This is a genomic window from Sphingomonas sp., assembly GCF_035317925.1.
Classification (GTDB): domain Bacteria; phylum Pseudomonadota; class Alphaproteobacteria; order Sphingomonadales; family Sphingomonadaceae; genus Sphingomonas_I.
In genome coordinates this window covers 1-24,987 of the sequence record NZ_DATHFV010000174.1, presented here as the reverse complement: position 1 = coordinate 24,987, position 24,987 = coordinate 1, and the positions used below count along the sequence as shown (strand labels likewise).

Here is a 24,987-nt window from a genome sequence, read left to right as displayed (position 1 = left end):
CGGGGTTGCTCAACGGGGCGGCGCTTGGGGCCAACCAGACCTTCTCATGCTGGTCGACCGCGCCGACGAACGACGGCAAGGGCCACGTGCTGGGCTTTGAGGCGAGCGCGACGGTGCCGCTGACGGTGATCACCCCAGTGCTCGATGGCTTCAGCGTGATCGGCCAGGTTGCCCACACGACGAGCAAGATCAAGTTCAGCAACGGGTCGGAGATCACGTTGCCGGGCCTGTCGAAGGGCGTCTACCAGGCGCAGCTCTTCTTCGAGAAATGGGGCTTCAATGCGCGCGCGTCGCTGACCCGCCGCACGCCCTATCTCGGCGACTATCAGCTGTTCAACGCGCAGGTCACCGCCAACCTGACCAAGGCGCAGACGACGCTGGATGCCCAGGTCGGCTACGATTTCAAATCGGGCCCGCTCAACGGCGTATCGGTCTATGTGCAGGGTCACAACCTGACCAACTCGAAGACGCTCTCCTACGTCAACAACGATCCCAACGAGATCAACATCCGCGATCAGTACGGCGCGACCTACCTTGCCGGCGTGACCGTCAAATTCTGATTACCTCCCGAAGACTGATGGCGGCGCGTTTCCCCAGACGCGCCGCCATTTTCTTTTCAGGGTACCCGATTAGGATGAGCCGGTGAGCGAAGTCCCTTTTCGCATTGTCATCGTCGGCGGCGGCACCGCCGGCTGGATGGCGGCTTCTGTCTGCGCGCGGTTCCTGCCGTCGCAGGATTACGCCGTCACTTTGATCGAATCCGACGAGATCGGCACGGTCGGTGTCGGTGAATCGACGATCCCGCAGCTGCAGCTGATCAACGCCGCGCTCGGCATCAACGAAGACGATTTCATGCGCGCCACCCAGGCAACCTACAAGCTCGGCATCGAGTTCGTCGGCTGGGGGACGGCGGAGAGCCGCTACATCCACGCCTTCGGCAATACCGGCCGGCCGATCGGACAGACGCCCTTCCAGCATTTCTGGCTGCGCGGGCTGCGTCTCGGAGAAGACGCGCCGCTAGATGCTTACTGCCTCAATGCCGCAGCCGCTTATGCCCACAAGTTCGCGCGCGGGCCCGAGGCACAATCACAGATGCTCGGTGGGCTGGTGCACGCCTTTCAATTCGATGCCGGCCTCTATGCGCGTTTCCTGCGAAGTTATGCCGAAGCGCGCGGCGTCTGTCGTATTGAGGGGCGGATCACGCATGCCGATCTTGATGGCGAAAGTGGCGACGTAAGCAGCGTCTCCCTGGCCGACGGCAGCGCGCATGGCGCCGATCTGTTCCTCGACTGCTCGGGCTTCCGCGGTCTGCTGATCGAGGAAACCCTGCACACCGGCTATGAGGAATGGACGCGCTGGCTGCCGTGCGACCGTGCACTCGCGGTGCCGAGCGAACCGGTGGCCGACCTCACCCCCTATACGCGTGCGACCGCGAAGCGAGCCGGCTGGCAATGGCGCATCCCGCTGCAGCACCGCGTCGGCAACGGCCATGTCTTTTGCTCAGGCGCGATCGGCGACGACGAGGCGACCTCCTTGCTGCTCGGCGGCCTCGACGGCGCGCCGCTCGCCGATCCCCGCTTGCTCAAATTCACCACCGGTCGGCGCAAGGCCTTCTGGAACCGCAACGTCGTCGCTTTGGGCCTGGCGGCGGGCTTCATGGAGCCGCTGGAATCGACCAGCATCCACCTCGTCCAGTCGGCGATCGAGCGCGTGCTCAAATTCCTGCCCAACGGGCCGATCCGGGAAGCCGACGTCGCCGCCTACAACGCCCAGACCATCTTCGAATGGGAGCGGGTGCGCGACTTCATCATCCTCCATTATCACGCCAACAGCCGGCCCGAGCCCTTCTGGCGGGATTGTGCGGCGATGGCGGTGCCCGATACGCTCGCCGAGAAGATCGACCTGTTCCGCGCCAACGGCCGGATCGCGCGCTTCAACGAGGAATTGTTCGCCGAGGTCGGCTGGCTGCAGGTGATGATCGGGCAAAGCGTGATGCCGGCCGGCTATCATCCGCTCGCCGACGCGCCGAGCGACGCCGAGCTGCGCGAATTCCTCTCGCTGATCCGCCAGACGGGGGCGAAGCATGTCGCGGGAATGCCAGACCACAAGGCGTTCCTCCAGCGTCATAGTTGGGCGAACTAACTGGTCAGGATCGACCCATCAGGAAGGTGTTGACCGTCAGTCGCGCCGTCTTGGGATCGGGCGTAAAATCGAGATCGGCAGGCAAGTCGGCGCAATGCAGCGAATGGCCGCGATAGATCAAAGCGCGGTTGGGCTTCGCCTCGAAGCGGGCGATCCGTTCGTACAGCAAGGTGTCGCCCGAAATGTAGGCCGGATCGGGCAGTCCATGCTGCGCCACCTCGCGATGCAGCGCGGCGTCGTAGTCGGCATGGCGATCCGCCGAGATCGTCTCATAGCCGGTGCTGCGATGCCGATAGAAAGCGGTGCCGCCTTGCTCCTGGCCGTTCAGATAATGCAGCAGCGCGACCCGCTCCGCCTCGAGCCCGTCGAAATGCGGCAGCCGCTGGATCGGGGTCAAGTTGGCGGGCGGCGTGGTGACGATCGAATAGCCCGCAGAGATCACATCGACGGGTTCGCGAAAGCCGAACGTCTCGGCGATCAGACCCTGTATCGGCGTGAGGAAGGCGTCGACATCGCTGGCCGCGACCTCGGCGCGCAGACCCGGATAATGGCGGCCCATCACCTGATATTCGAGCACTTCGGCGGCGGTGCGCAAGCGGGCGGGATCGGGCACGAAATCGTCGATCACGATCACCGGCTGTTGTTCGTGGCCGATGCGGTCGATCCGGATCGCAGCCATGGCGATCAGGCGATTGGCGGCGCGGCGCAGTGACGCGCGATGAAGTCGTCATGCACCGGGAAGGTCTCCGCCGCGGCGCGGATCAGCGCGTGCAGCTTGCGCAGCTCGGCGCCGCCATCCACCTGCGGCCGCGCATCCGCGAGCCGGTCATAATCGCGCGGGATCACGTTTTGGCCGAGATAGACCGCCAGCCAACTCGGATTGCGGAACAGCTCGTCGTGCGGCGACACCAGCCGCGCCTGCGCCTCGAAATGCCTGAGCTTGTAGGCCAGCTCGTCGGGGATGCTCATCGCCGCGCATTCGCGCCAGAACGGCTCGGGCCGGCTGTTGGCGTGATAGTGCAGGATCAGAAAATCGCGGATCCGCTCGAACTCGTTGGCGGTCGCGCGATTGAACTCCTCGGCGAGCAGCGGGTCGTGGCCGCGATCGGGCAAGAGCCGCAGCAGCCGTTCGACCCCCATCTGGATCAGATGCAGGCTGGTCGATTCCAGCGGCTCCATGAAGCCCGAGGCGAGACCCAGGCTCACTGTATTGTGGCTCCACGCGCGCTTGCGCCGGCCGGTCGTGAATTTCAGCAGGCGCGGCTCGGCCAGCGCTTCGCCGTCCAGGTTTGCCCGCAGCACCGAAGCCGCCTCGTCGTCGCTGATGTAGCGCGAGCAATAGACATGGCCGTTGCCCTGCCGGTGTTGCAGCGGGATCCGCCACTGCCAGCCCGCTTCGTGCGCGGTCGAGCGGGTATAAGGCGTCAGCGGCCGGCTGTTGGCGCAGGGCATGGCGAGCGCGCGGTCGCACGGCAGCCAATGCGTCCAGTCGTCATAGCCTGCGCCCAACGCGCGCTCGATCAGCAGGCCGACGAAGCCCGAGCAATCGACGAAGAGATCGGCCGCGATCTCGCGCCCGTCGGCCAGCCGCACGGATGCGATATTCCCGCTCAGCGGGTCGCGCGCGACATCGACTACCTTGCCCTCGTGACGCACGACCCCACGTGCTTCGGCATAATTTCGGAGGAACCGCGCATAGAGCCCGGCGTCGAAATGATAGGCGTAAGCATGGGTCGAGCGCACGTCGCGCGGGTTTTCGACCGGCGGGCCGAAGCGGTTCTCGTGCGCCAACGCCTTGCACATCGAATAATCGTCGAACGGGGTGGGGTCGCCGCGCAGGTGCGCGCGCACCCAATAATGGTGCAGCCCGACCCGGTCGAAATCGGTGCCGTGCGTGCCGAAGGGATGAAAATAGCGGCTCTCCGCCGTCCCCCAGCCGACGAATTCGATGCCGAGCTTGAAGCTCGCCTGCGTCGCTTTGACGAACTCGGCTTCGTCGATCCCGAGTTGCGCGTTGAACGACTTGATCGGCGGGATCGTCGCTTCGCCGACGCCGACTGTCCCGATCTCCTCGGATTCCACGAGCGCGATGGCGATATTCTCGCCGACCGCATTGGCCAAGGCCGCCGCCGTCATCCATCCGGCCGAGCCGCCGCCGATAATGGCAATCGAGCGGAGCATGTCAGGGTGATGCGTCATGCCAAGCCTCGGGGGTAGCCCTGGCCACAATCACTGGCAAGCCGACGGCACGGGCGCGCCATGGCTCGTGCCCCGATGACATACGTATTCTTGCTCCAATCGCCGCGGTTGATGGCACAAGGCGGCAAAAGAGAGGGGATGCTGCGGTCGCTGCCATGAAGAGCGCTTTGCCATTTGCGCGGCAGGCCTTGGCGCTGCTTGGCCTGGCGCTGGCTTTGCCGTCGGCTGCGATGGCCGCGTCGGCGTCCAGTCAGCACCCCGCTGCTGCTTCATTGGCGGCGATGCGTGCGCGGCTTCCCGAAGACGAGACCGTCTATTTCCTGCTGCCCGACCGATTCGAGAATGGCGATCCCGCAAACGATCGCGGTGGCCTGAACGGCGGCCGGCTCGTCACCGGATACGACCCAACCGACGCCGGTTTCTATCATGGCGGCGACCTGAAGGGGCTGCGCGACCGCCTCGATTATATCCAGGGCCTCGGTGCGACCGCGATCTGGGTCGGACCGATCTTTGGGAACAAGATCGTCCAGGGCCCGCCGGGCTACGAAAGCGCGGGCTATCACGGCTACTGGATCACCGACTTCACCCACGTCGATCCGCATTTCGGCACCGACGCCGATTTCAAGGCGCTGGTCGACGCCGCCCATGCGCGCGGAATGAAGGTCTACATGGACATCGTGGTGAACCACACCGCCGACGTCATCCAGTATCGCGATTGCCCGAAAGGCTGTCCCTATCGTTCGCGCGCAGATTATCCGTTTCAGCGGCAGGGGGGCCCTGGCGGCAAGCCGATCAATCCGGGTTTCCTGGGCGATCAGGTCCAGACCGACGCGAATTTCGCGAAGCTGACCGATCCGGATTACGCTTATCAGGTCTACGTTCCCGAGGCCGAGAAGCAGATCAAGGTGCCGGCCTGGCTCAACGATCCGATCTATTATCACAATCGCGGCAATTCGAGCTTCGCCGGCGAGAGTTCGACGATGGGCGACTTCATGGGGCTCGACGACCTCATGACCGAACATCCGCGCGTCGTGCGCGGCTTCATCGACATTTTCGGAGGATGGATCGACCGCTTCGGTATCGATGGCTTCCGCATCGATACCGAACGCCATGTGAATCCCGAATTCTGGCGCGCCTTCGTGCCGGCGATGATGACGCGCGCCAAGGCGCGCGGCATCCCCAATTTCACTATCTTCGGCGAGGTCTCGACGCCGGTGATCGATGTCGCGCAGCAGGCCGAACACACGCGCAATGACGGCATGCCACTGGTCCTCGATTTCGCCTTCCGTGCGGCCATGCTGCAGGCGCTGGCCGGGACCGGCGGCAGCGATGGCCTCGATCTGCTGTTCAAGGGCGACCCGCTCTATCAGGGCGGCGCACCCGCGACGCTCGCCATGCCGACCTTCGTCAGCAATCACGATATGGGCCGCTTCGCGCATTTCGTGCGCAGGGCATTGCCGCAGGCGGGCGACGAAGAGGTGCTTCGGCGCGTGATCCTCGCGCATGCGATGCTGTTCGGGCTGCGTGGTGTGCCCACTATCTATTCGGGCGACGAGCAGGGCTTCGCCGGCAATGGCGACGATCGCGCCGCGCGGGAGGACATGTTCGCCAGCAAAGTCGCGTCCTACAACGCCACCAGATTGGTCGGCACCGACGCCACCACCGCTTTATCCAGCTTCAACCCGCAGCACCCGATCTATCGCGCCATCGCCGAACTGGCGGCCTTGCGCCGCGACCATGCCGCGCTCCGGCGTGGGCGTCAGGTCGTCCGCTTCGCCTCCGACAAGCCCGGCCTGTTCGCCGCATCGCGCTTCGATCCCACCGATGGCCACGAACTGCTGATCGCCTTCAACAGCTCGACCGAGGCGATCACCGCCAATGTCGAGATCGATCCGCGCTCGCGCCATTTCCATGCACTGGCCGGCGCGTGCCCGGCTTTGCCGGCGGCGCCGGGCAGCCTGTCGCTTTCCATTCCTCCCCTGGGCTTTCTTTTCTGCGAGGCAGACCCGTCCCGATGAGCATTACCCAGTCCAGCCCGCACGCGCTCGCCCAGGATGATCGCGCCTGGTGGCGCGGTGCCAGCATCTATCAGATCTATCCGCGCAGCTTCGCGGATTCGAACGGCGACGGGATCGGCGATCTGCCCGGTATCACCGCGCATCTCGATTATGTCGCGAGCCTGGGTGTCGATGCGATCTGGCTGTCGCCTTTCTTCACCTCGCCGATGGCTGATTTCGGTTATGACGTTTCGGATTATCGCGACGTCGATCCGATCTTCGGCACGCTTGCCGATTTCGACGCCTTGATCGCCCGCGCGCACGCGCTCGGTCTGCGTGTGATCATCGATCAGGTCTATTCGCACACGTCGGATCACCACCCCTGGTTCACCGAAAGCCGGTCGAGCTGGAACAACGCCAAGGCCGACTGGTACGTCTGGGCCGATCCCAAGCCCGACGGCAGCCCGCCCAGCAACTGGCAGTCGGTATTCGGCGGCCCGGCCTGGACCTGGGATGCGCGCCGCCGCCAATATTATCTGCACAATTTCCTGTCCGCCCAGCCGCAACTCAATTGCCACGTACCTGCGGTGCGGGAGGCTTTGCTGAGTGTCGCGCGCTTCTGGCTCGATCGCGGCGTCGACGGCTTCCGGCTCGATGCGATCAACTTCTCGATGCACGACCCGTCGCTCAAGGATAATCCGTCCAAGACCGACAATGCGCTGCGCACGCGGCCGTTTGACTATCAGCAGCATCTCTACAATCAGAGCCACCCCGACATTGTCGGCTTCCTTCAGGACATAAGGGCGCTGCTCGATTCCTATGGCGGCCGCTTCACCGTGGCCGAGGTTGGCGGCGACGACAGCGACCGCGAGATGAAGCTGTTCACCGGCGGCGACGGGCGGCTGAGCAGCGCCTACAGCTTCGACTTCCTCTACGCACAGGAACTGACGCCCACCTTGGTAAGCAATTCGCTCGCCTGCTGGCCCGATCAGGACGGGCTCGGCTGGCCGAGCTGGGCGTTCGAAAATCACGATGCGCCGCGGGCTGTCTCGCGCTGGAGCGCGCCGGGGCACGAACCCGCCTTCGCCGCGATCAAGATGCTGCTGCTGGTCTGCCTGCGCGGTAACATCTTCCTCTATCAAGGGGAGGAATTGGGCCTGCCCCAGGTCGAGGTCGCTTTCGCCGACCTGCAGGATCCCGAAGCGATCGCCAATTGGCCGATGACCTTGTCGCGCGACGGCGCGCGGACGCCGATGCCGTGGCGCGCGGGCGCACCGGCTTTGGGTTTTTCGGACGGCAAGCCCTGGCTGCCGGTCGGTCCCGATCATGCCGCGTTGGCGATCGACCGGCAGGAAGCCGATCCCGCTTCGCCGCTCGGATTGACGCGCCGCCTGCTCGCGCTCAGGAATGATCAGGATGCGCTGCGGCTCGGCGATCTTAGCGTGCTCCATGCGGACGATCGCGTGCTCGCGTTCGAACGATGCCATGAAGGGCTAACCTTGCTCTGCTGCTTCAACCTCTCGTCTGAACCCGCATCCTGGTCGGCGCCCTATGCGCGCCACATGATCGATCAGGTGGGGAGCGTCGAAGGCGACCAGCTTGGCGCCTATGCGGGCTACATCGCCGAGAAGGGGGCGTGAGCGGCGCCCCTCCGGCAAGCCGGGCGCGGCTCGGCTTCTGGGGATTGTGGAACCTCTCCTTCGGCTTCTTCGGCATTCAGGTCGCGTTCGCGCTGCAGAATGCCAATGTCAGCCGCATCTTCCAGACGCTCGGCGCGTCGATTGACGAGCTGCCGATCCTGTGGATCGCTGGGCCCGCGACCGGCCTGATCGTCCAGCCGATCATCGGCCATCTGAGCGACCGCACCTGGGGCAGACTCGGGCGGCGGCGGCCTTATTTCCTGATCGGCGCCTGTCTTTGTTCGCTGGCCCTGATCCTGTTCCCGAACGCGTCCTTGCTGTGGATGGCGGCGGCTCTGATGTGGATGCTCGACGCGTCGATCAACATCTCGATGGAGCCGTTCCGCGCCTTCGTCGGCGACATGGTCGACGCGTCGCAGCGCACCGCCGGCTATGCGCTCCAGACGGTGTTCATCGGCGCGGGCGCGGTGGCCGCCTCGGCGGCGCCGGCGCTGTTGGCCTGGCTCGGCGTGCCCAACACCGCGCCGCCCGGTCAGATCCCACATTCGGTCGCCTGGGCCTTCTATATCGGCGCGTTCGCGGTCCTCGCCACCGTGCTGTGGACGGTCGTGACGACGCGCGAATATCCGCCCGAGGAGTTGGCGCGCTTCGACCACGCGCCTGCCGAACCCGGTTTCGCGCCCGCCGCGCCCATCGCGACCGATCTCGCCTGGCTGGTGGTGGGGGTCATAGTGCTGGCTGCGATCCCCACGCTTGGCCTCGACAAGCCGCTTTACGTGCTCGGCGTGGGCCTTGCCGGCTTCGGCCTGGCGCGTCTCGCCAATCGCTGGGGGGTGGGTGGGGGCCGCACCGACACGATGCTCAACCATCTGTTGAGCGATCTGAGGTCGATGCCGCCCTTGATGCGGCGATTGGCACAGATCCAGTTCCTGTCCTGGTCCGCGCTCTTCATCCTGTGGATCTACGCAACGCCGGTGATCGCGCGCCTGCAGTTCGGAACCGCTGATCCGGCAAGCCCGGCCTATCAGAACGGCGCCGATTGGGTCGGCCTGCTGTTCGCGACCTATAACGGCATCGCCGCGCTCTACGCCTTCGTCATTCCGCAACTGGCCAAGCGCATCGGCGAACCGGCCGTGCACGCGATCAACCTGCTCGCCGGCGCTGCCGCCTTTCTCGCCATCCCGCTGCTCGGCGATCCGCATCTGCTGCTGGTGGCGATGATCGGCATGGGCATGGCGTGGGCCTCCATCCTGACCATTCCCTATGCCCTGCTCGCGGGCGCGCTGCCGGCACGCAAGCTCGGCGTCTATATGGGCATCTTCAACATCTTCATCGTCGTGCCGCAGCTGGTCGTGTCGTCCTGCATGGGCTCGATCGTGCACGCGCTCTTCCCGCAGGCGAGCCAATTGGTGTTCGCGATCGGGGCTGTGCTGCTCACCTGCGGCGCGGGGCTGTCATTGACGTTGAAGCGGCTTCAGGTCGTCGCCTGATCAATCGGCGGCCACCACGTGGTTGGTCGGCGCGGGGCGGCGCGTCACCCAGACGAGCGCCACCATCGACAGTGCCATCCAGGCGCAGAGCCAGAACAGCTCGAGCGACGAGAGCAGATAGGATTGCTCCACCACCTGGCGCAGGATCGATCCCGCCGCCTGGCGCTGGCTCATCCCCGCATCCTGCAGCTGCGCCGTCGCGTGGGCATAGATTGGCGAGAAAGGCGTCGCGCCGGTGACCAATTGCTCCTGATGGAGCGACTCGCGCCGATCCCAGAAGGTCGTGATCAGCGAGGCGGCGAAGCTGGCGGTGGTGATGCGCGCGAAATTGGAGATGCCGCTTGCAGACGGCAGGCGATCGGGCGGAATGCCGTCGAGCGAGATCGTCAGCAACGGCACGAAGAAGGTGCTCATCGCGAAGCCCTGCAGCGCGAGCGGCGTGGCGAGCGTCAGGAAAGTCGCATCCGGCGTGTAGCGCGAGCGCAGGAAGTAGGACGCACCGAAGGCAAGGAACGAGACCGTCGCCAGGATGCGCGGGTCGATCTTGAGCCGCGCGATGAACGGCGTCGCCGCGACCGCCACGAGCCCCGCGGGCGCTGCGACCAGGCCTGCCCAGGTGGCGGTGTAGCCCAGATATTCCTGCAGCCAGAGCGGAAGCAGCAGGTTGTTCGCGAACAACAGCGCATAACCGAGACAGAGCGCGATCGTGCCGAATGTGAAGTTGCGTCGCCGGAAGATCGATAGATCGATCGCGGGATGGCCGTCGGTCAGCTCCCAGATCAGCCAGGCGATGAAGCCGAAGACCGTGCAGATCGCGAGCACGACGACCAGCTCATTGTGGAACCAGTCGCGATTCTTGCCGAGATCGAGCACGGTCTGCAGGCTGAACACCCAGAAGGCGAGCAGCAGCAGGCCGACCGTATCGATCGGCAGCTTGCGCGTCGGCGTCTCGCGCTTCGACAGCGCCTTCCAGCTGATCAGGCCCGCGACCAGGCCGACGGGCACGTTGATCAGGAAGATCCAGCCCCAGTGATAATTGTCCGAGATATAGCCACCCATCACCGGCCCCAGCACGGGCGCGGCAAGCGTGGTCATCGACCAGATGGCAAGCGCGGTGCCGCGCTTGTGATGTGGGAAGATCGAGATGAGCAGCGCCTGGCTGCCCGGGATCATCGGCCCGGACACCGCGCCCTGCAGGATGCGGAAGGCGATCAGCGAATCCAGGCTCCAGGCGACGCCGCACAGCAAGGAAGCAAAGGTGAAGGCGATCACCGACGCGGTAAAGGTCCGCACCACGCCGAAGCGCGCCATCAGCCAGCCGGTCAGCGGCACGGTCACTCCGTTCGCCACCGCGAACGAGGTGATCACCCAGGTGCCGTCGTCGGTGCTGTGCCCGAGATTGCCTGAGATGGTCGGCAGCGACACGTTGGCGATCGTGCCGTCGAGCACCTGCATGAAGGTGCCGAGCGCCAGCGCGATCGAGGTGATTGCGAGCGCCACGCCGACCAGCGGCGCCGGCTCGGAGGGCGCCGCCTGGCTCACCGGCCCGATACCATATTCTGGGCGATGATCCGCCGGATCTGCGTCTCGACCGCGGGGCCGCCGTCGATGCTCTGCTGCACGCCGCCCGAAGGCGCCCGCGCACCCCCCACCAAAGCGCCGCTCTTGTCGCCGGTCGCAACCTTGACGTCGACCGAGAGGCCGATGCGGAGCGGGGTCTTTTCCAGCTCGCTGGGATTAAGCGCGATGCGCACCGGCACGCGCTGGACGATCTTGATCCAGTTGCCCGACGCATTCTGCGGCGGCAACAGCGCGAAAGCGTTGCCGCTGCCCGCGCCCAGGCCGAGCACCTTGCCGTGGAAGGTGACGCTCTTGCCATAGATGTCGGTGCGGATGCTGGCCGGCTGGCCGACGCGCAGATCCTTGAGCTGGGTTTCGCGGAAATTGGCATCGACCCACAGCGCGTTGATCGGCACTACCGCCATCAACGGAGTGCCCGGCGCGACCCGCTGGCCGAGCTGAACCGTGCGCTGCGCGACGATGCCGCCGACCGGCGCTTGGATGTGCATATAGGCCCGGCTGATCGCGGCGCGCCGCACATTGGTGATCGCCGCCAGCACCGCCGGATTGTCGTAGACGCTCGTGCCCTGGACCGCGCTCGCCGCCTGGGCGCGCTTGGCCGCGGCCAACGTCAGGTTCGCGCGCGACACCTGCAGCGCGTCATTGGCATGGCTGACTTCCTCGCCCGAGACCGCGCCTTCGGCCGCCGCCGCGCGGCGGCGCGTCAGATCGTCCTGGGCCTTGCCGAGATCGGCACGCGCCTGGAGGATTTCGGCTGAGGCCTCGTCAACCGCCGCGTTCTGCGAGCGGAAGTCGCGCACGGTGCGGCCGAGTTCGGCCTCCGCCGATGCCAGTGCGACATCTTCGGTCGCCGGATCGAGATCGATCAGAGGCGCGCCCTGGCGCACTTGTTGCGTATTGTCCGCATGCAATGCGAGCACGGTGCCGCCCTCGCGCGCGGTGATCGAGACGATGTCGCCGCCGACATAAGCGTCGTCGGTCTCCACGCTCGGCGGGGAAAGCAGGACGAGCGCGCCATAACCCGCCGCCGCGAGCAGCGCGGTGCCGCCCAGCAGCGCGAAGCCGACCTTGCGTGCGCGAGGCTTGCCGCGGACGATGGTCGCCGGCAGCGCCTGGGCGATCTCCTGATCGTCGGCGGCCTCGGCGCGATCGAAATTGCGTTCGTTCTTCATGAAACCTTGTCCTTGGAAGAGGCCGCGGCCTCGCTGGTCTTGTCCTTGAAACCGCCGCCCAGAGCGGCGACGAGCTGCACGCGGCGAACGAGGCCGTCGGCCTGCAAATCGACCAGAGCCTGCTCCGCCTCGAGCAGGCGGAAGCCGCTGTCGATCGCGTCGAGCTTGGAGGCGAGCCCGGTCGAGACCCGCACCTGGTCGAGCCGCACCGTGTCGCGCAGGCCGGACACGACCAGTTTTTGCTGGGCAAGATCGGCGTCGGCGGCCTGGATGCCAGTCAGCGCGTCGGACGTCTCGCGGACGGCCTGCAATACGCCCTGATTGTAGTCCGCGACCGCGAGGTCGAGGTCGGCGGTCGCCTGGCGATATTGCGCGCGCAATTTGCCCGCCTCGAAGATCGGCAGGTGGATCGCCGCGCCCGCACCATAAGTCCCGGCGCCGCTGGTGAAGAGGTTGCCGAGCCCGATCGCGGAGAAGCCCGCCAGCGCCTGCAGATTGACGTTGGGCAGGAAATCGGCGCGCGCCACTTTGCGGTCGGCCATTGCGGCGTCGATCCGCGCCTCGGCGGCGAGCAGATCGGGCCGGCGGCCGAGCAGGTCGGCGGGTAGCACCGCCGGGACCGCCGGCGGCGTGTCGAGCGCGAGCGCCGGCGGCGTCACCGACGCGTAGAAATCGGCGCCCCGGCCCGCCAGCGCGGCGAGCGCATGGATCAACAGGTCGCGCTGCCGTTCTGCGCGCACCTTGGCCTGCTCGGCCTCGGCCAGCAAAGTCTCGGCGGTACGCACTTCGATCTGGTTGGCGAGGTCGTTGCGGCTGCGCGACTTCACATAAGCGAGCGATTGCTGCCGCGTATCGACGAAACCCTGCGCGACCTGGATTTGCCGCTCGGCGCGCGCCAGGCCGATATAGGTCTGCGCGATGCTGGTGGAGATCGTCAGCCGCGCCGCGTCAGCATCGAGCTGCGCGGCCTCGGCGCTGGAGCGCGCCTTGGCGACCAAAGCGCGCTGACGGCCGAACAGATCGAGGTCCCAGTTGAGCCCGGCCTGGACCTGCGCCACCGCGCGGGTGGTGCCGGCATAAGGCGGCGGGATCAGATATTTGTCGCTCAGTCGCTGTTCGGTCGCCTGCCCGTCGGCCGCGACCTGGGGAAGCTGGTCGGCATGGCGGATCGCAATCTCGGCCTGCGCCGCGCGGACGCGCGCCAAAGCGGCGTCGAGCGTCGGATTGGCGGCCAGACCGGCGTCGATCAGGCTTCCAAGCTGGGCATCGCCGAAGGCATCCCACCAGCGGGCATCGATCGACGCCGTGTCCTGACCGACGCCGACCGAGGCGGCCGCCACCTTGGCGACGACCGGCTGGTCGTGCGGCACGGCAGCGCAGTTCGCAAGCAGCAGCGCGGAAAGCGAAAGCAGGGTCGTGCGCATGGTTCAGGCCTCCTTGGGCGCTTGCGCGAGGTTCGGGTCGATCGCGTCGGACAATTTGCCCAGCAGCGCGATAAGCTGGTCGAGTTCGGCATCGCTCAGCCCGTTGTGGATGCACCGCCAGCGCCGCGCGATCTCGGCCGCGATCTGGTCCATCTTCACTATTCCGGCGAGGGTCAGCACGACCATCGGATTGCGAGCCGTGGACCGGGGATCCCGTTCGAGCAGTCCGCGCAGTTCGAGCCCTTCGGCGATGCGCGTGGCGGCCACCGGGCGGATGCCCAGACCCTGGGCCAGTTCGCGCAGGCTCTGCGCACCGTGGACCCGCAACCACCGCAGTACCGAGCCCTGCGAGAAGCTCAGATCGGCTTCGGCATAGCGCGCCTCGATCCGGGCCTGGCTCAGCCGGTTGGCGCGGCGCAATGCGCAGCACAGATCCGGGGCGGCCTTGGTACGGGGGATCGGGAAAGGAACGGTCATTGCGCCACCTGCCGCACCTTCAGTGCGATCCGGAGCGTGGTGACCTGCTCGTACGAATAACCGTTGGCGATCAGCACCTCTTCGTCGCTGGACGAGACCAGGCCGGCGCAACGCAGCGCGCGGAGCGCATAGGAGCGCAGCGCCTCCAGCCGCCTGTCGGCGAGCGGCAATTGCTCGGGCAGGCCGAACAGGCGACGCAGTTTGCGGAAGGCGGGCTGGCTCAGCAGCGGCACGCGGCGGCTGTCGCGCCAGGCGATATCCAGCACGCGCTGTTCGATGCGGGAGAAGATCGGCTGCGCCTGCTGCTGCGTGGGAGAGAGTGCGAGCTGCGTCACGACCCGGATCCTTTCGGCACGCGTCCGCCCGCTCGCCCGCAAGGGCGTTCCGGCCGAGCCGCTCGGTTGAAAAAGGGGCCGGTCTGTGCCTCGTCTTGCAACGGCACGAAGGCACAGACCGGAGCAGCGGGAGGCCCAAAAGGGGGGCAAAAAGGCCTCCAGGGACGCTGCTGAAACCCCATCTAGATATTCGTTACCAGGGCGTCCAAGATCGATGCGCTTGGTCGCCCAACCATTTCGGTATGGAGTGCGGATGGAACTACGGCAGCTTCGCTATTTCCTGGCGGTCGCGCGGACGATGAACTTCACTCGCGCGGCGGAGGAGATGCATATCGCCCAGCCGCCGCTCAGCCGGCAGATCAGCCATCTCGAGGACGAGCTCGGGGTGCGGCTGATCGATCGCGACGCGCGGCCGATGCGATTGACCAGCTCGGGCGAATTCTTCCGCGAACGCGCGCAGGAGATCGTGTCGCGTGTCGAGCGTCTCAAGAAGGAGACGGTGACGCACGGGCACAGCGGGCGGCAGATATTGCGCATCGGCTTCGAAACCTCCGCGCTCTACGGCCACCTGCCGGCGGTCGTGAAATATCTCCGGTCGGTCAATCCGCATCTCGATATCGATTTGAGGCAGCTTTCCGCGCGCGATCAGATCGACGCGATCCGCACCGGCGTCGCGGAGGTGGGGGTCGGGCGCGAGCTGATTCCCGACGATGCGGTGGAGCAAAGGGTCGTCCGCCAGGAACCTTATCTGGTCGCGCTGCCGATGGGACATCCGCTGGCGGGCGACGACCATCCGGCGCTCCGCTTCGCCGATCTCGAGTGCGAGAATATCATTGTCTATGGCGAGCTCGGCACGATCCGGCGGTCGGACATGGTCACGCACCTGATGGACCGCGCCGGCTTCGTGCCGATGCGCAAGACCGAGATCGGCGACGTACTCGCCGCGCTTGGCCTAGTGGCGGCGGGAGCGGGGGCCAGCATCGTGCCCGCAAGCGCACGGCGGATGCGGTCGGACGACGTCTGCTACAAGCCGCTCGATGAGGACGGCGCGATATCCTCGATCGTGATCAGCCTGCCCAAAGGCTGGGATTCGCCCATCCCCGGGCAGATTTGCGATGCGGTGCGGCGGCTGGCCGGCTTGAACCCGGGCGAGGCGATCGCGGCGGAGTGAGGCCGCCCCGTGCCATCGTGCTATGCTGGAAGAATGGCTCCCCGGGCCGGATTCGAACCAGCGACCATTCGATTAACAGTCGAACGCTCTACCACTGAGCTACCGGGGAACAGGCCCGTTGGGCCGTTGGAGGCGCGGCCTATGGCAAAAGCGTCGCGCGGTGGCAAGCGGTTCCGTCCCCCAAATCTAGATGGCGAACTGCTCCATCACGATGCGGTCGTCGAGCGCGTGCTCGGGATCGAACATCAGCGTCAGCGGATTGCCGCGATCGACGATCACTTCGACGCTGGCGACGTCGCGCACTTCGCGCTGGTCGGCGACCGCGCTGACCGGGCGCTTGACCGGATCGAGCACCCGGAACTTGATGCGGTTGCTGTCGCGCAGGATCGCGCCGCGCCAGCGGCGCGGGCGGAACGGGCTGATCGGGGTCAGCGCCACCAATGCGCTTTCCAGCGGCAGGATCGGCCCGTGCGCGGAGAAATTATACGCGGTCGAGCCCGCCGGGGTGGAGACGAGCACGCCGTCCGCGACCAGCTCGGTCAGCACGACCCGGCCGTCGACGCTGACCTCGATCCACGCGGTCTGGCGCGTCTCGCGCAGCAGCGACACCTCGTTGATCGCCGCCAGCGAGACCTTCTCTCCATCGATCGTGACCGCGTCCATCTTGAGCGGCGCGACCTTGATCGTCTTGGCGCCGATCAGCCGGTTTTCGAGCAGGTCGGGCGACCATTCGTTCATCAGGAAGCCGACCGTGCCGAGATTCATCCCGAACACGGGCAACGCCCGGTGCCGGTCGAGCATCTGGTGCAAGGTCTGCAGCAGGAAGCCGTCGCCGCCGAGCGCGACCATGATCTCCGCTTCGCTCGGCGGGAACCATTCGTAGCGGCGCTTCAATTCCTTGGCGGCATCCTGCGCCAGAGGAGAGGGGGAGGCGGCCAGCGCCAGCTTGCGTTCGCCGCTCATCCGCCGGTTACCGGGATGCGCAGATAGGTGATTCGCCGGCCAAAGCCGTCGATCAGCGGAACGAGAGAGGGCAGGGCCTCAGCCATGCGGTCTAGCTAGGGCGGCGCCGGGACGGCGGCAAGGCCCGCATGTCCGGCCCGGCGGGCGCTCGCACCGCCGGGCCGCAATGCTTGACATGGGGACTGCCTTGCGCAGCGTCGACGACCCTGTGGGGGTGGGTCGCCATGTCGGCACAGAGGTCCCTTGCGGGACAGGCCAACATCCATGTCATCCCTCGGCAAAAACGATGCCCTTGGGGGGTAGCATCGCATACGCCGCCGAGGGGAATTAAACTGTAAGTCCCTCAGTTAGGAACCGAAACGCCTGTTTCCAGGCATTCAGCACCGAATTGGTTGCCATCTTGCCCAAAGCTTCGGCCAAAGCCAACATCAACGCGGTTTCAATTGTCGAATAAATTGACGACGATCCCTTCGCTTCCACCGGTGTCAGCAATCGCGGCAGCGCGTCGGGCCATTTCCGGCGTGTCGTGACCACGATCGCCTCCAACAGACCGACGACTCGCCCGTCGAGCGCGAATTCCGCGAACAGCAAGCGGCGCGCGCCCTCCGAGGGCAGATGATGCCACATGCGGAAGGTTATCGCGGCCGCGTTGGCCTTGACGTCGGGCGCGGTGGCCTCGACGATCGCGATCGTCTCAATAGGTAGCGTCTGCACGCAAAACTCACGCGACGGGAACGGGAATGTCGGGGGCGAAGCGCCCTCCTTATCGTTTCGGAAGCGTCCCGTCTTTGCGCCAGGACAAGTAGCGCGACATAGAACCGAAATGGGTTTATTAATTCTGCCGGAGTGGCTCGGGGGCGCCGGTGCCATACAGCCGATCGGACGGGGCAATGAGCACCAGCCCGCTCTTTGCGGGACTCAGTCCGCAGGATCGCGACGCCTTGGAGCGTCGGGCTTCGCTGCGCAAATTCGCGATTGGGGAGACCTTGTTCGCGCAGGGTGAGACCGGCGATGAATTGTTCGTCATCACCAAGGGCCGGGTCAAGGTGTGGCGCGCATCCGAGGATGGCAGCGCGCTGACGCTGACCCTGCTTGGGCGCGGTCAGCCGATCGGCACGCTCGGCGCGGCGGAGGATCGCCGCAACCATGCCACCGCCACCGCCGTCACGCCGGTCGAAGCTTTGTGCTGGCCGGTCGAAGGCCTGCGCCAGCTGATGGAGCATAATCCGGTGCTGACCGCCAACGTGCTGCGTACCGTGACCAATTATGCCGAACAATTGATCGAGCGGCTGGAGGAGGTCGCCTCGGTGCCGGTCGAGCCGCGAATCGCACGCACTTTGCTGCGGATGAAAAGGCGCATCTATGGCGAGGCGGCGGCCGACGGCTGCGAACTGCCCTTGTCGCGTCAGGACCTAGCCGAATTGACCTCGGCGACCTTGCCGACGGTCAGCCGCATAATGAGTCGCTGGCGTGGCGACAAGTTGATCGCGGGCACGCGCGGCCGGGTCAAACTGCTCGATACCAAGGCGCTGAAGCGGATCGCGGGTTTAGGCTGATACCGCCCGCGCGCCGATCGGTAGCGGCGCCTATTCGATGGTCCGCGCGGCTGCTGTCCGCAGCCGGTGACAAGCGGTCGCATGTTCCCCGGACATGCGTCTCTGCTCGTCACTCCTCTCCGAACTTGTTCTCGACCAGATCGCACAGCGCGCTGACGGCGGCTTCGGCGCCGTCGCCCTGGGCGCTGATGATGACATTGTCGCCCATCGCCGCGCCCAGCATCATCAATCCCATGATCGAGGTTCCGGCGACGCGCGAGCCGTCCTTCTCGACCTCGACCGCCGCCGGCTGGCTCGAGGCGAGGGTGACGAATTTGGCGCTGGCACGCGCGTGCAGGCCGCGCTTGTTGGTGATGGTGACGGACCGCTCGACCGTCATGCGGCGGCGGCGCCCAGGACTTCCGACGCGACTGAAATATATTTGCGGCCGGCTTCGCGCGCGGCGGCGACCGCCGCCTGGACCTTCATCATCTTGCGCGCGCCTTCCAGCCGGATCAGCATCGGCAGGTTGACGCCCGCGATCACCTCGATCCGGCCCGGCTCCATCAGCGATATGGCAAGGTTCGAAGGCGTGCCGCCGAACAGATCGGTCAGCAGGATCACTCCGCGTCCCTGATCGACCGCCGCGACCGCGCGCGAAATGTCGGCGCGGCGCGCCTCCATATCGTCCTCGGGGCCGATACAGATCGACTCGATTGCCTCTTGAGGACCGACGACATGCTCCATTGCCCGCACGAATTCCGCTGCGAGCTGGCCATGCGTTACCAGCACCAATCCGATCATTTTCTCACCGTCGCGATTGCCCCAATGCCATCGTCCGGCTTCCTCTCCCGCGCGCCCGATTGTTCTTTGGCCAGGTCACGATGGGCGATGGTGGGCGAAAAACCCGCCGCGCGCAACCGCTTGGCGATGGTCTCGGCGGCATGGACCGACCGGTGGCGCCCGCCGGTGCAGCCGAAGGCGATGGTGATGTAGCTTTTCCCTTCGCGCTGATAGCGCGGCAGCAGGGTCAGCAGCAGTTGCTCGATCTGGTCGAGCGCGGGCGCATAGGCCGGGTCGGCCGCGATATAGGCGGCGACGTCGGCATCGAGGCCGGTGCCGGGCCGCAAATCCCCGTCCCAGTGCGGATTGCGCAGGAAACGCATGTCGAGCACGAGATCGGCATCGCGGGGCAGTCCGCGCGCATAGCTGAACGACGATACGATCAAGGTCGGCGGCGCCGCCGAAACGTCGCCGAAGCGCTGGCGGATATCGTGCTGGAGCGTGTTGCTGGTGGTCTCGCTCGTGTCGATCAGATGCTCGGCGGCGTCGCGCAGCGGCTCAAGCATCTCGCGTTCGCTGGCGATACCGTCTTCGGCCGGGCGATCGAGCGCGAGTGGATGGCGGCGGCGCGTTGCCGAGAAACGCTGCGCCAGCACCGCATCGGCGGCATCGACGAACACGATCTCGACCGGCTGTTGTTGTTCCTCGCGCAATTTCGCGACGCGGCGCAGGATCGCGCCCGCGTCGAAGCCGCGCGTGCGGCTGTCGATGCCGATCGCGAGGGGCTGGTCCTCGTCGGGAGCACCTTGCGGCAGCGGGCTCGATAACAGGCGGTCGAGCAGGCTGAGTGGAAGATTGTCGACCGTCTCCCAGCCGATATCCTCAAGTGTCTTGAGCACGGTGGTGCGGCCCGCGCCGGACAGGCCCGTGACCAGCAGGATGCGCGTCGGACGACTCACGGGTTCAGTCCATAAAGCAACAATGCTTTCTCGACCTTGACCGGCGCCGACGCCTCGAACGCGTCGAGCGCGATGATCGGCAGCGTCAGGCCCTCGATCACGCGCACCGGCAGCGATTCGTCCGGCATGCGCGGCACGGGCTGGTCAAGCGCGATCACCAGAGCGAGCGGCGCTTCGGCCATCGAGGCGAATGCCAGGATGCCGAGCCCGCGTATCTCTATCTGACCTTCGATGTTCGGGCCGGAGCGGGCATAGAGATGGCGGCCGCGCGCCTCGATCACGAGCCCGTCGTCGCCGACCAGGCGCGCGCCGCGATCGATCAGCCGCAGCGCCAGATCCGATTTGCCCGACCCCGACGCGCCCGTCAGCAGCACGCCGCGCCCGTCGATCGCGACGCAGCTCGCGTGGATCGTGGCGGTCATTTCTCCGCCGCCGGCAGCCGGATCGTGAAGCGCGCGCCCTGATTGTCGTCGTCGCGGTCGGTGACCGAGATCGTGCCGGTATGGCCCTCGACGATCGCCTTGGCGATGGCGAGGCCGAGCCCCGAATGGCGGCCGAACGCCTCGCCCTCCGGCCGGATCGAATGGAATCGGTTGAAGATCGCCTGGCGCTCGCCCGGCGGCACGCCCGGCCCGTCATCCTCGACCCGCACCACCACCTGCTGGCCGTCGCGCATCGCGGTCACCTGCACCAGCCCGCCCGGCGGCGAGAAGGAAATGGCATTGTCGATCAGATTTTCGATCGCGCGCGCCAGCCGCTGGCCGTCGCCGAACAGGACCGCGCTGCCGCGATGCGGCCGTCCGAAGGCGAGCTTGATGCCGTTGGGCAGGCCGCGCGCCTCGCGCGCGTCGACCAGTTGCTCGATCATGTGGCCCATATCGACCGATTCGAACCGCGCCCGCGACAATTCGGCGTCCATCCGCGAGGCTTCGGACACGTCGGTGATCAGCCGGTCGAGCCGGCGGACATCGTCGCGGATCACTGCCAGCAGCCGCTCGCGCAGCTCGGGCTCCTTGACCAGTTCGAGGCTGTCGATCGCGGACCGGAGCGAGGCGAGCGGATTCTTCATCTCGTGCGCGACGTCGGCGGCGAAGGCCTCGGTCGCGTCGATCCGCTGGCGCAAGGCCTGGCTCATATCGGACAAAGCGCGCGCGAGCGTGCCGATCTCGTCGCGGCGCGAGGGCAGGCGCGGCACCTGCACTTCGCGCGAACGCCCGAGACGGACGCGATGCGCGGCGAGCGCGAGCCGGCGCAGCGGCCGCGCGATCGTGCGCGCGAGGAAAAGCGACAGCGCGATCGACAGCAAAGTGGTGGCGAGCAGGACGAGGCCCAGCCAGAAGCGCTCGGCGCGCACGGTGTGGACGACGTCGCGCTGGTCGCTCGTCAGCAGCAGCACGCCCGGATTGCGCCCGCCGACGCGCATCGCGCCCGAAATCACCGGCGTCCGCGCCGGCGCGCGCCGAATCGCGGTCTGGATCTGGCCCGTCTTCATCGCGCGGATCGCCTCGGGCCACGCGCGCATCCGGTCGACATCGGGCTCGACAAAGGGTTCGGGCACTTCGGCGCCGACGACATGGTCGATCACGCGGTCCATGAAACGCGCGACGTGGCGCCGCCACGGCTCCTCATTGGGATCGCGCAGCACGTAGGACGGCTGGCCGTTGCTCCACGAATCGACCGGCGCGCCGGCGTCGCGATAGAGACGGAAGCGATAGCCGCTCGCCTGCCCCAATTTTTCCAGCAGCGGGTTGAGCGCATCGGGCGCGACCCCCGCCGCCGCCGAGGCAGCAAGCTCGGTCTCGGTCGAGATTTCGGCCGTCCGCTCCTCGAGCAGCTGGGTGCGATAGGAATCGAGATAGAAGAAGCCGCCCGCGAGGACGATCAGCGCGAAGATATTGACGGCGAGGATGCGCGCGGTGAGCGACAGACGCCACCCGCCCTCGCCGTCGTCATTCCTCCGAAAAACGGTAGCCAACGCCATAGAGCGTCTCGATCGCCTTGAAATCGCCGTCCACCTGTCGGAATTTTCGCCGCAGCCGCTTGATGTGGCTGTCGATCGTGCGGTCGTCGACATAGACATCATCCTGGTAGGCGGTGTCCATCAATTGATCGCGCGATTTAACGAATCCGGGGCGCTGGGCGAGCGCCTCGAGGATCAGGAACTCAGTGACGGTCAGCGTCACTTCCCGGCCGTCCCACGTGACGCGGTGGCGCGCCGGATCCATTTCCAGCCGGCCGCGCACGATCTTTTCCGCGGGCGTGCCGTCCTCGCCGTCGGCGCGTCCGCGCATTTCGACCCGGCGCAGGATCGCGCGGATGCGTGCGATCAGCAGCCGCTGGCTGAAGGGCTTGGTGATATAATCGTCGGCGCCGAGCGCGAGGCCGAGCGCCTCGTCCAGCTCGTCGTCCTTGGACGTAAGGAAGATCGCGGGGACCGGGCTTTTCTCGCGCAGTCGCCGCAGCAGCTCCATCCCGTCCATGCGCGGCATCTTGATGTCGAGCACGGCCAGATCGGGTGGATTGTCGGTCAGCGCCTTCAGCGCGGTTTCGCCATCCGTGTAGATTCGCACCGCGAAGCCTTCGGCTTGGAGCGCGATCGACACCGAGGTCAGGATGTTGCGATCGTCGTCGACGAGCGCGATCGATGCCGTCATTCTCGCCTTCCGCACGCGTCACAGCGCGGGCAGCGGATAGCCGCTTCGTCGGGTACGCTCAACTGCCCGTGTGGAACGATCGCATGATCGGCGCTTTCGAAAGGCCTATGCTGATTGGGCGCCCTCGCGGATGATCGTGCGGATTGGAACCGCCGGATGGTCGATCCCCGCCGCCTTCGCAGCGCATTTCCCCACGCAGGGCACGAACCTCGAACGTTACGCGGCCTGTTTTTCGGCGGTCGAGATCAACAGCAGCTTCTATCGGCCGCACCGCCCGGCGACCTACGCGCGCTGGGCCGCGAGCGTCGGGCCCGATTTCCGCTTCGCGGTGAAGCTGCCCAAGGCGATCACGCACGAGCGGCGGTTGGTCGACATCGACGATCCGCTCGACCGGTTCGTGGCGGAAATCGCCGCACTCGGGCCGAAGCTCGGGCCCGTGCTCGTACAACTCCCGCCCAGTCTGGCCTTCTCCGCGCCGATTGCGGAGACCTTCTTCGTGCGGGTGCGAGATCGCCTCGCCGGATCGCTCGCCTGCGAACCGCGTCACCCAAGCTGGTTCTCCGCCGAGGCGGACGCTTTGCTGGTTCATCATCGCATCGCCCGCGTCGCCGCCGATCCGGCGCCGGTGCCCAAAGCCGCCGAGCCGGGCGGATGGTCCGGGCTGGCTTATTTCCGGCTCCATGGCGCACCGCGTATCTATTGGTCGGAATATGGCCCTGGCGCGGTCGTGGCGCACGCCGCCACCGTCAAGGCGCGGACGGCAGCGTCCGAGGTGTGGACGATATACGACAATACCGCTTCGGGGGCCGCGACCCGTGATGCTGTGCGATTGCGTGCCTTTTTCTAACCGTTTCGGCCCCGCCTTAACTCTAAAGAAAGGGCTGGTGTGTTCGTAAGGGACATATGTTCCACGACCGCATCCCCAACGATCCGAAAGACCTCGCCGCCGGCAAGCGGAAGGGCTGGCTGCGGGCATTGCTGGGGGCGGATCACGACGCCGCGACCCCGCCGGAACCGCTCGACGCGCCTGCTTCCGACTCCGATTTTATAGGCGCCGACGAACTGGTCGATCTCGCGGTGCTTGCCAGCCAATTGTCCGATCTGATCCGGTCGGCGCGCGATCGCCTCGACGGGGCGGTCGATATGGTCGATCGTTCGGCCGACGAGGCGGCGGATTACGGCCGCGCGCTGGATGCCAGCGCCAAGGCGATCGACGCGCAGAAATTGCCCAAGAACACGGTCGAGGCCCTGCTCAACGTCACGCGGCAGATGATCGACCGTACCGAGACCGCCGAAAAGCGGCTGCGCTCGACCAACGGCGAGTTGCGCGCGCTCCAGCGCGACCTCAGCGTCGCGCAGGAAAGTGCCGAACGCGATCCGTTGACCGGGCTGCTCAACCGCCGCGCGCTCGAACAGGCCTTGAACCGCGCGATCGACACCGCGCGCAGGGCCGATTCCGCGCTCTCGGTCGCGTTTTGCGACATCGATCATTTCAAGCGCTTGAACGACGTTCACGGCCATGCCGTTGGCGATCGCGTGCTGCGGCTGGTGGGCGATGTCCTGGCCGAAGACGCCGACGATCGCACCTTCGTCGGCCGCCAGGGTGGCGAGGAATTCGTCGTCCTGTTCGAAGGCCTGCCCGTGATCGAGGCCGCCGCGCGCATCGATGAAATCCGCGAAGCCTTGTCCGAGCGAACGCTGCGCTCGCGCTCGGATGGCACGCCGATCGGCCGCGTCACCTTCTCTGCGGGCGTTGCCGCGCTGAACGGTCCGGAAACGGGCGAGGATCTGCTCCATCGCGCCGATCAGGCGCTCTATCGCGCCAAGGAAGGCGGCCGCAACCAGGTGGTGATCGACCCGGGTGCGTGAACCGATGATGAAATCGAAATAAATCCGATCTAAGAAAATCGCGATATATAATATTGGCTTCGCCTCGATTTGGTGCACGTCGGCAAATGTCGGCCAAGGCCAGAGCAATTCATTACTGCACAACATTGATCCGGTTTAGTTTTGGCGGCATAAGAGTTTGCCGCACGGCGGAAGGCCGCCTCCCGCAGCCCGCCCCCGCGCTTCAGGCACGGAGGGGGCTCCCATGGCGAACTATATTTTCGAGACGATCTCGGCTTCAGACGCGGCAAGCTTCACGTCCGACGATCGGCTGTTTTTCGAAAGCGCATCCGTCGCGACTTTGGGCGTGGTCGACACGCCCGCTGTGGTCGGTCCGCTCAGCAGCACCGCCGAAAGCATCACGCTTACCTTCGGGACGCATTCGGCCACCTTCGCGGCGGGCCAGCTGAGCGCCGCGTCGAACCTGGCATCGAGTGGCCTGATCTTCATCAATGGCGACGAACTCAGCCTCGGCACGGCCGCCGGCGAGACGATCACGCCCGGCGACGCCGGTCATGGCCACGCCACCGCGGTCTACGGTTTCGACGGCAGCGACGTTATCGATCTCAATGTTCACG

23 protein-coding genes, 1 tRNA gene and 2 pseudogenes are annotated in these 24,987 nt (G+C 66.2%); 10 read left to right on the top strand and 16 right to left on the bottom strand.

Annotated elements, in window-relative coordinates:
• Both VK533_RS13025 and VK533_RS13020 read left to right on the top strand, forming a co-directional pair.
• Positions 1-560: pseudogene (locus VK533_RS13025) on the top strand (TonB-dependent receptor); the annotation flags it as partial.
• Positions 561-642: 82 nt separating this feature from the next.
• Positions 643-2,142 (top strand): tryptophan halogenase family protein, encoded by a 1,500-nt coding sequence (locus VK533_RS13020; protein ID WP_324378316.1) that lies wholly within the window; start codon positions 643-645, stop codon positions 2,140-2,142.
• 4 nt (positions 2,143-2,146) lie between these two features.
• Here VK533_RS13020 and VK533_RS13015 read toward each other — a convergent pair whose 3' ends face one another.
• Positions 2,147-2,821 carry a DUF6445 family protein gene (locus VK533_RS13015; RefSeq protein ID WP_324378314.1) on the bottom strand — a complete coding sequence of 225 codons (675 nt, stop codon included), beginning with the start codon at positions 2,819-2,821 and terminating at the stop codon, positions 2,147-2,149.
• A gap of 5 nt (positions 2,822-2,826) precedes the next feature.
• Complete coding sequence (locus VK533_RS13010) at positions 2,827-4,341, bottom strand: tryptophan halogenase family protein (RefSeq protein WP_324378312.1); 1,515 nt, start codon at positions 4,339-4,341, stop codon at positions 2,827-2,829.
• Between the two features lie 230 nt (positions 4,342-4,571).
• On the opposite strand from VK533_RS13010, the gene VK533_RS13005 reads away from it, so the two are divergent.
• From VK533_RS13005 to VK533_RS12995, 3 genes are read left to right on the top strand one after another with little or no spacing between them, the layout of a single operon-like run.
• Entirely contained in the window at positions 4,572-6,359 is a 1,788-nt protein-coding gene (locus VK533_RS13005; RefSeq protein ID WP_324378318.1) for an alpha-amylase family glycosyl hydrolase, read from the top strand.
• On the top strand, positions 6,356-7,978 hold the full coding sequence (locus tag VK533_RS13000; protein WP_324378310.1) for an alpha-glucosidase family protein: 1,623 nt from the start codon (positions 6,356-6,358) through the stop codon (positions 7,976-7,978). Before VK533_RS13005 ends, VK533_RS13000 begins: the two co-directional genes overlap by 4 nt.
• Positions 7,975-9,468, top strand: coding sequence for an MFS transporter (locus tag VK533_RS12995; protein WP_324378308.1), 1,494 nt, complete (start codon positions 7,975-7,977; stop codon positions 9,466-9,468). Before VK533_RS13000 ends, VK533_RS12995 begins: the two co-directional genes overlap by 4 nt.
• On the opposite strand, the gene VK533_RS12990 is transcribed toward VK533_RS12995, so the two are convergent.
• The 5 genes from VK533_RS12990 to VK533_RS12970 are packed head-to-tail and all read right to left on the bottom strand — an operon-like array spanning position 9,469 to position 14,457.
• A complete protein-coding gene (locus VK533_RS12990) occupies positions 9,469-11,010 on the bottom strand; it encodes a DHA2 family efflux MFS transporter permease subunit (RefSeq protein ID WP_324378306.1) in 1,542 nt (513 codons plus the stop codon).
• Positions 11,007-12,221: an efflux RND transporter periplasmic adaptor subunit gene (locus VK533_RS12985; protein WP_324378303.1), complete on the bottom strand. Its 1,215-nt coding sequence runs from the start codon at positions 12,219-12,221 to the stop codon at positions 11,007-11,009. The genes VK533_RS12990 and VK533_RS12985 overlap by 4 nt, the downstream gene beginning before the upstream one ends.
• Complete coding sequence (locus VK533_RS12980) at positions 12,218-13,645, bottom strand: efflux transporter outer membrane subunit (protein ID WP_324378301.1); 1,428 nt, start codon at positions 13,643-13,645, stop codon at positions 12,218-12,220. The genes VK533_RS12985 and VK533_RS12980 overlap by 4 nt, the downstream gene beginning before the upstream one ends.
• Before the next feature lie 3 nt (positions 13,646-13,648).
• The gene (locus tag VK533_RS12975; RefSeq protein WP_324378299.1) at positions 13,649-14,122 is read right to left on the bottom strand and encodes a MarR family winged helix-turn-helix transcriptional regulator; all 474 of its coding nucleotides are present in this window, start codon (positions 14,120-14,122) and stop codon (positions 13,649-13,651) included.
• Positions 14,119-14,457: a hypothetical protein gene (locus VK533_RS12970; protein WP_324378297.1), complete on the bottom strand. Its 339-nt coding sequence runs from the start codon at positions 14,455-14,457 to the stop codon at positions 14,119-14,121. Before VK533_RS12970 ends, VK533_RS12975 begins: the two co-directional genes overlap by 4 nt.
• 253 nt (positions 14,458-14,710) lie before the next feature.
• On the opposite strand from VK533_RS12970, the gene VK533_RS12965 reads away from it, so the two are divergent.
• Entirely contained in the window at positions 14,711-15,628 is a 918-nt protein-coding gene (locus VK533_RS12965) for a LysR family transcriptional regulator (RefSeq protein WP_324378295.1), read from the top strand.
• A gap of 34 nt (positions 15,629-15,662) precedes the next feature.
• On the opposite strand, the gene VK533_RS12960 is transcribed toward VK533_RS12965, so the two are convergent.
• From VK533_RS12960 to VK533_RS12950, 3 genes are all read right to left on the bottom strand, one after another.
• Positions 15,663-15,737, bottom strand: a tRNA-Asn gene (locus tag VK533_RS12960).
• 77 nt (positions 15,738-15,814) lie between these two features.
• Complete coding sequence (locus VK533_RS12955; RefSeq protein ID WP_324378293.1) at positions 15,815-16,591, bottom strand: NAD kinase; 777 nt, start codon at positions 16,589-16,591, stop codon at positions 15,815-15,817.
• A gap of 327 nt (positions 16,592-16,918) precedes the next feature.
• Positions 16,919-17,305, bottom strand: coding sequence for a hypothetical protein (locus VK533_RS12950; RefSeq protein WP_324378291.1), 387 nt, complete (start codon positions 17,303-17,305; stop codon positions 16,919-16,921).
• A gap of 176 nt (positions 17,306-17,481) precedes the next feature.
• Between VK533_RS12950 and VK533_RS12945 the strand changes: the two genes are divergently transcribed.
• Positions 17,482-18,147 (top strand): Crp/Fnr family transcriptional regulator, encoded by a 666-nt coding sequence (locus VK533_RS12945; RefSeq protein ID WP_324378289.1) that lies wholly within the window; start codon positions 17,482-17,484, stop codon positions 18,145-18,147.
• 109 nt (positions 18,148-18,256) lie between these two features.
• Here VK533_RS12945 and VK533_RS12940 read toward each other — a convergent pair whose 3' ends face one another.
• The 6 genes from VK533_RS12940 to VK533_RS12915 are packed head-to-tail and all read right to left on the bottom strand — an operon-like array spanning position 18,257 to position 22,522.
• Entirely contained in the window at positions 18,257-18,526 is a 270-nt protein-coding gene (locus tag VK533_RS12940; RefSeq protein WP_324378287.1) for an HPr family phosphocarrier protein, read from the bottom strand.
• Positions 18,523-18,930, bottom strand: coding sequence for a PTS sugar transporter subunit IIA (locus VK533_RS12935; RefSeq protein ID WP_324378285.1), 408 nt, complete (start codon positions 18,928-18,930; stop codon positions 18,523-18,525). The genes VK533_RS12940 and VK533_RS12935 overlap by 4 nt, the downstream gene beginning before the upstream one ends.
• Positions 18,927-19,868, bottom strand: a complete 942-nt coding sequence (gene rapZ, locus VK533_RS12930; protein ID WP_324378283.1) for an RNase adapter RapZ — start codon at positions 19,866-19,868, stop codon at positions 18,927-18,929. Before rapZ ends, VK533_RS12935 begins: the two co-directional genes overlap by 4 nt.
• Entirely contained in the window at positions 19,865-20,290 is a 426-nt protein-coding gene (locus VK533_RS12925; protein ID WP_324378281.1) for an HPr kinase/phosphatase C-terminal domain-containing protein, read from the bottom strand. The genes rapZ and VK533_RS12925 overlap by 4 nt, the downstream gene beginning before the upstream one ends.
• Positions 20,287-21,849 carry a sensor histidine kinase gene (locus VK533_RS12920; RefSeq protein ID WP_324378279.1) on the bottom strand — a complete coding sequence of 521 codons (1,563 nt, stop codon included), beginning with the start codon at positions 21,847-21,849 and terminating at the stop codon, positions 20,287-20,289. Before VK533_RS12920 ends, VK533_RS12925 begins: the two co-directional genes overlap by 4 nt.
• Positions 21,818-22,522, bottom strand: coding sequence for a response regulator transcription factor (locus VK533_RS12915; RefSeq protein ID WP_324378277.1), 705 nt, complete (start codon positions 22,520-22,522; stop codon positions 21,818-21,820). Before VK533_RS12915 ends, VK533_RS12920 begins: the two co-directional genes overlap by 32 nt.
• Before the next feature lie 130 nt (positions 22,523-22,652).
• On the opposite strand from VK533_RS12915, the gene VK533_RS12910 reads away from it, so the two are divergent.
• From VK533_RS12910 to VK533_RS12900, 3 genes and pseudogenes are all read left to right on the top strand, one after another.
• On the top strand, positions 22,653-23,369 hold the full coding sequence (locus tag VK533_RS12910) for a DUF72 domain-containing protein (protein WP_324378275.1): 717 nt from the start codon (positions 22,653-22,655) through the stop codon (positions 23,367-23,369).
• A gap of 56 nt (positions 23,370-23,425) precedes the next feature.
• Entirely contained in the window at positions 23,426-24,391 is a 966-nt protein-coding gene (locus VK533_RS12905; protein ID WP_324378273.1) for a GGDEF domain-containing protein, read from the top strand.
• A 223-nt stretch (positions 24,392-24,614) separates the two neighbouring features.
• Positions 24,615-24,987, top strand: a pseudogene (locus VK533_RS12900) (hypothetical protein); the annotation flags it as partial.

Excerpts from the sequence above, each read along its gene's own strand:
- VK533_RS12915 (WP_324378277.1), bottom strand. The coding sequence starts at position 22,522 with ATGACGGCATCGATCGCGCTCGTCGACGACGATCGCAACATCCTGACC.
- VK533_RS12940 (WP_324378287.1), bottom strand. The coding sequence starts at position 18,526 with ATGACGGTCGAGCGGTCCGTCACCATCACCAACAAGCGCGGCCTGCAC.
- VK533_RS12920 (WP_324378279.1), bottom strand. The coding sequence starts at position 21,849 with ATGGCGTTGGCTACCGTTTTTCGGAGGAATGACGACGGCGAGGGCGGG.
- VK533_RS12975 (WP_324378299.1), bottom strand. The coding sequence starts at position 14,122 with ATGACCGTTCCTTTCCCGATCCCCCGTACCAAGGCCGCCCCGGATCTG.
- VK533_RS12985 (WP_324378303.1), bottom strand. The coding sequence starts at position 12,221 with ATGAAGAACGAACGCAATTTCGATCGCGCCGAGGCCGCCGACGATCAG.
- VK533_RS13000 (WP_324378310.1), top strand. The coding sequence starts at position 6,356 with ATGAGCATTACCCAGTCCAGCCCGCACGCGCTCGCCCAGGATGATCGC.
- VK533_RS13005 (WP_324378318.1), top strand. The coding sequence starts at position 4,572 with ATGGCCGCGTCGGCGTCCAGTCAGCACCCCGCTGCTGCTTCATTGGCG.
- VK533_RS12945 (WP_324378289.1), top strand. The coding sequence starts at position 17,482 with ATGAGCACCAGCCCGCTCTTTGCGGGACTCAGTCCGCAGGATCGCGAC.
- VK533_RS12905 (WP_324378273.1), top strand. The coding sequence starts at position 23,426 with ATGTTCCACGACCGCATCCCCAACGATCCGAAAGACCTCGCCGCCGGC.
- VK533_RS12965 (WP_324378295.1), top strand. The coding sequence starts at position 14,711 with ATGGAACTACGGCAGCTTCGCTATTTCCTGGCGGTCGCGCGGACGATG.
- VK533_RS13010 (WP_324378312.1), bottom strand. The coding sequence starts at position 4,341 with ATGACGCATCACCCTGACATGCTCCGCTCGATTGCCATTATCGGCGGC.
- VK533_RS12925 (WP_324378281.1), bottom strand. The coding sequence starts at position 20,290 with ATGACCGCCACGATCCACGCGAGCTGCGTCGCGATCGACGGGCGCGGC.
- VK533_RS12980 (WP_324378301.1), bottom strand. The coding sequence starts at position 13,645 with ATGCGCACGACCCTGCTTTCGCTTTCCGCGCTGCTGCTTGCGAACTGC.
- VK533_RS12955 (WP_324378293.1), bottom strand. The coding sequence starts at position 16,591 with ATGAGCGGCGAACGCAAGCTGGCGCTGGCCGCCTCCCCCTCTCCTCTG.
- VK533_RS12935 (WP_324378285.1), bottom strand. The coding sequence starts at position 18,930 with ATGATCGGATTGGTGCTGGTAACGCATGGCCAGCTCGCAGCGGAATTC.
- VK533_RS13015 (WP_324378314.1), bottom strand. The coding sequence starts at position 2,821 with ATGGCTGCGATCCGGATCGACCGCATCGGCCACGAACAACAGCCGGTG.
- VK533_RS12910 (WP_324378275.1), top strand. The coding sequence starts at position 22,653 with ATGATCGTGCGGATTGGAACCGCCGGATGGTCGATCCCCGCCGCCTTC.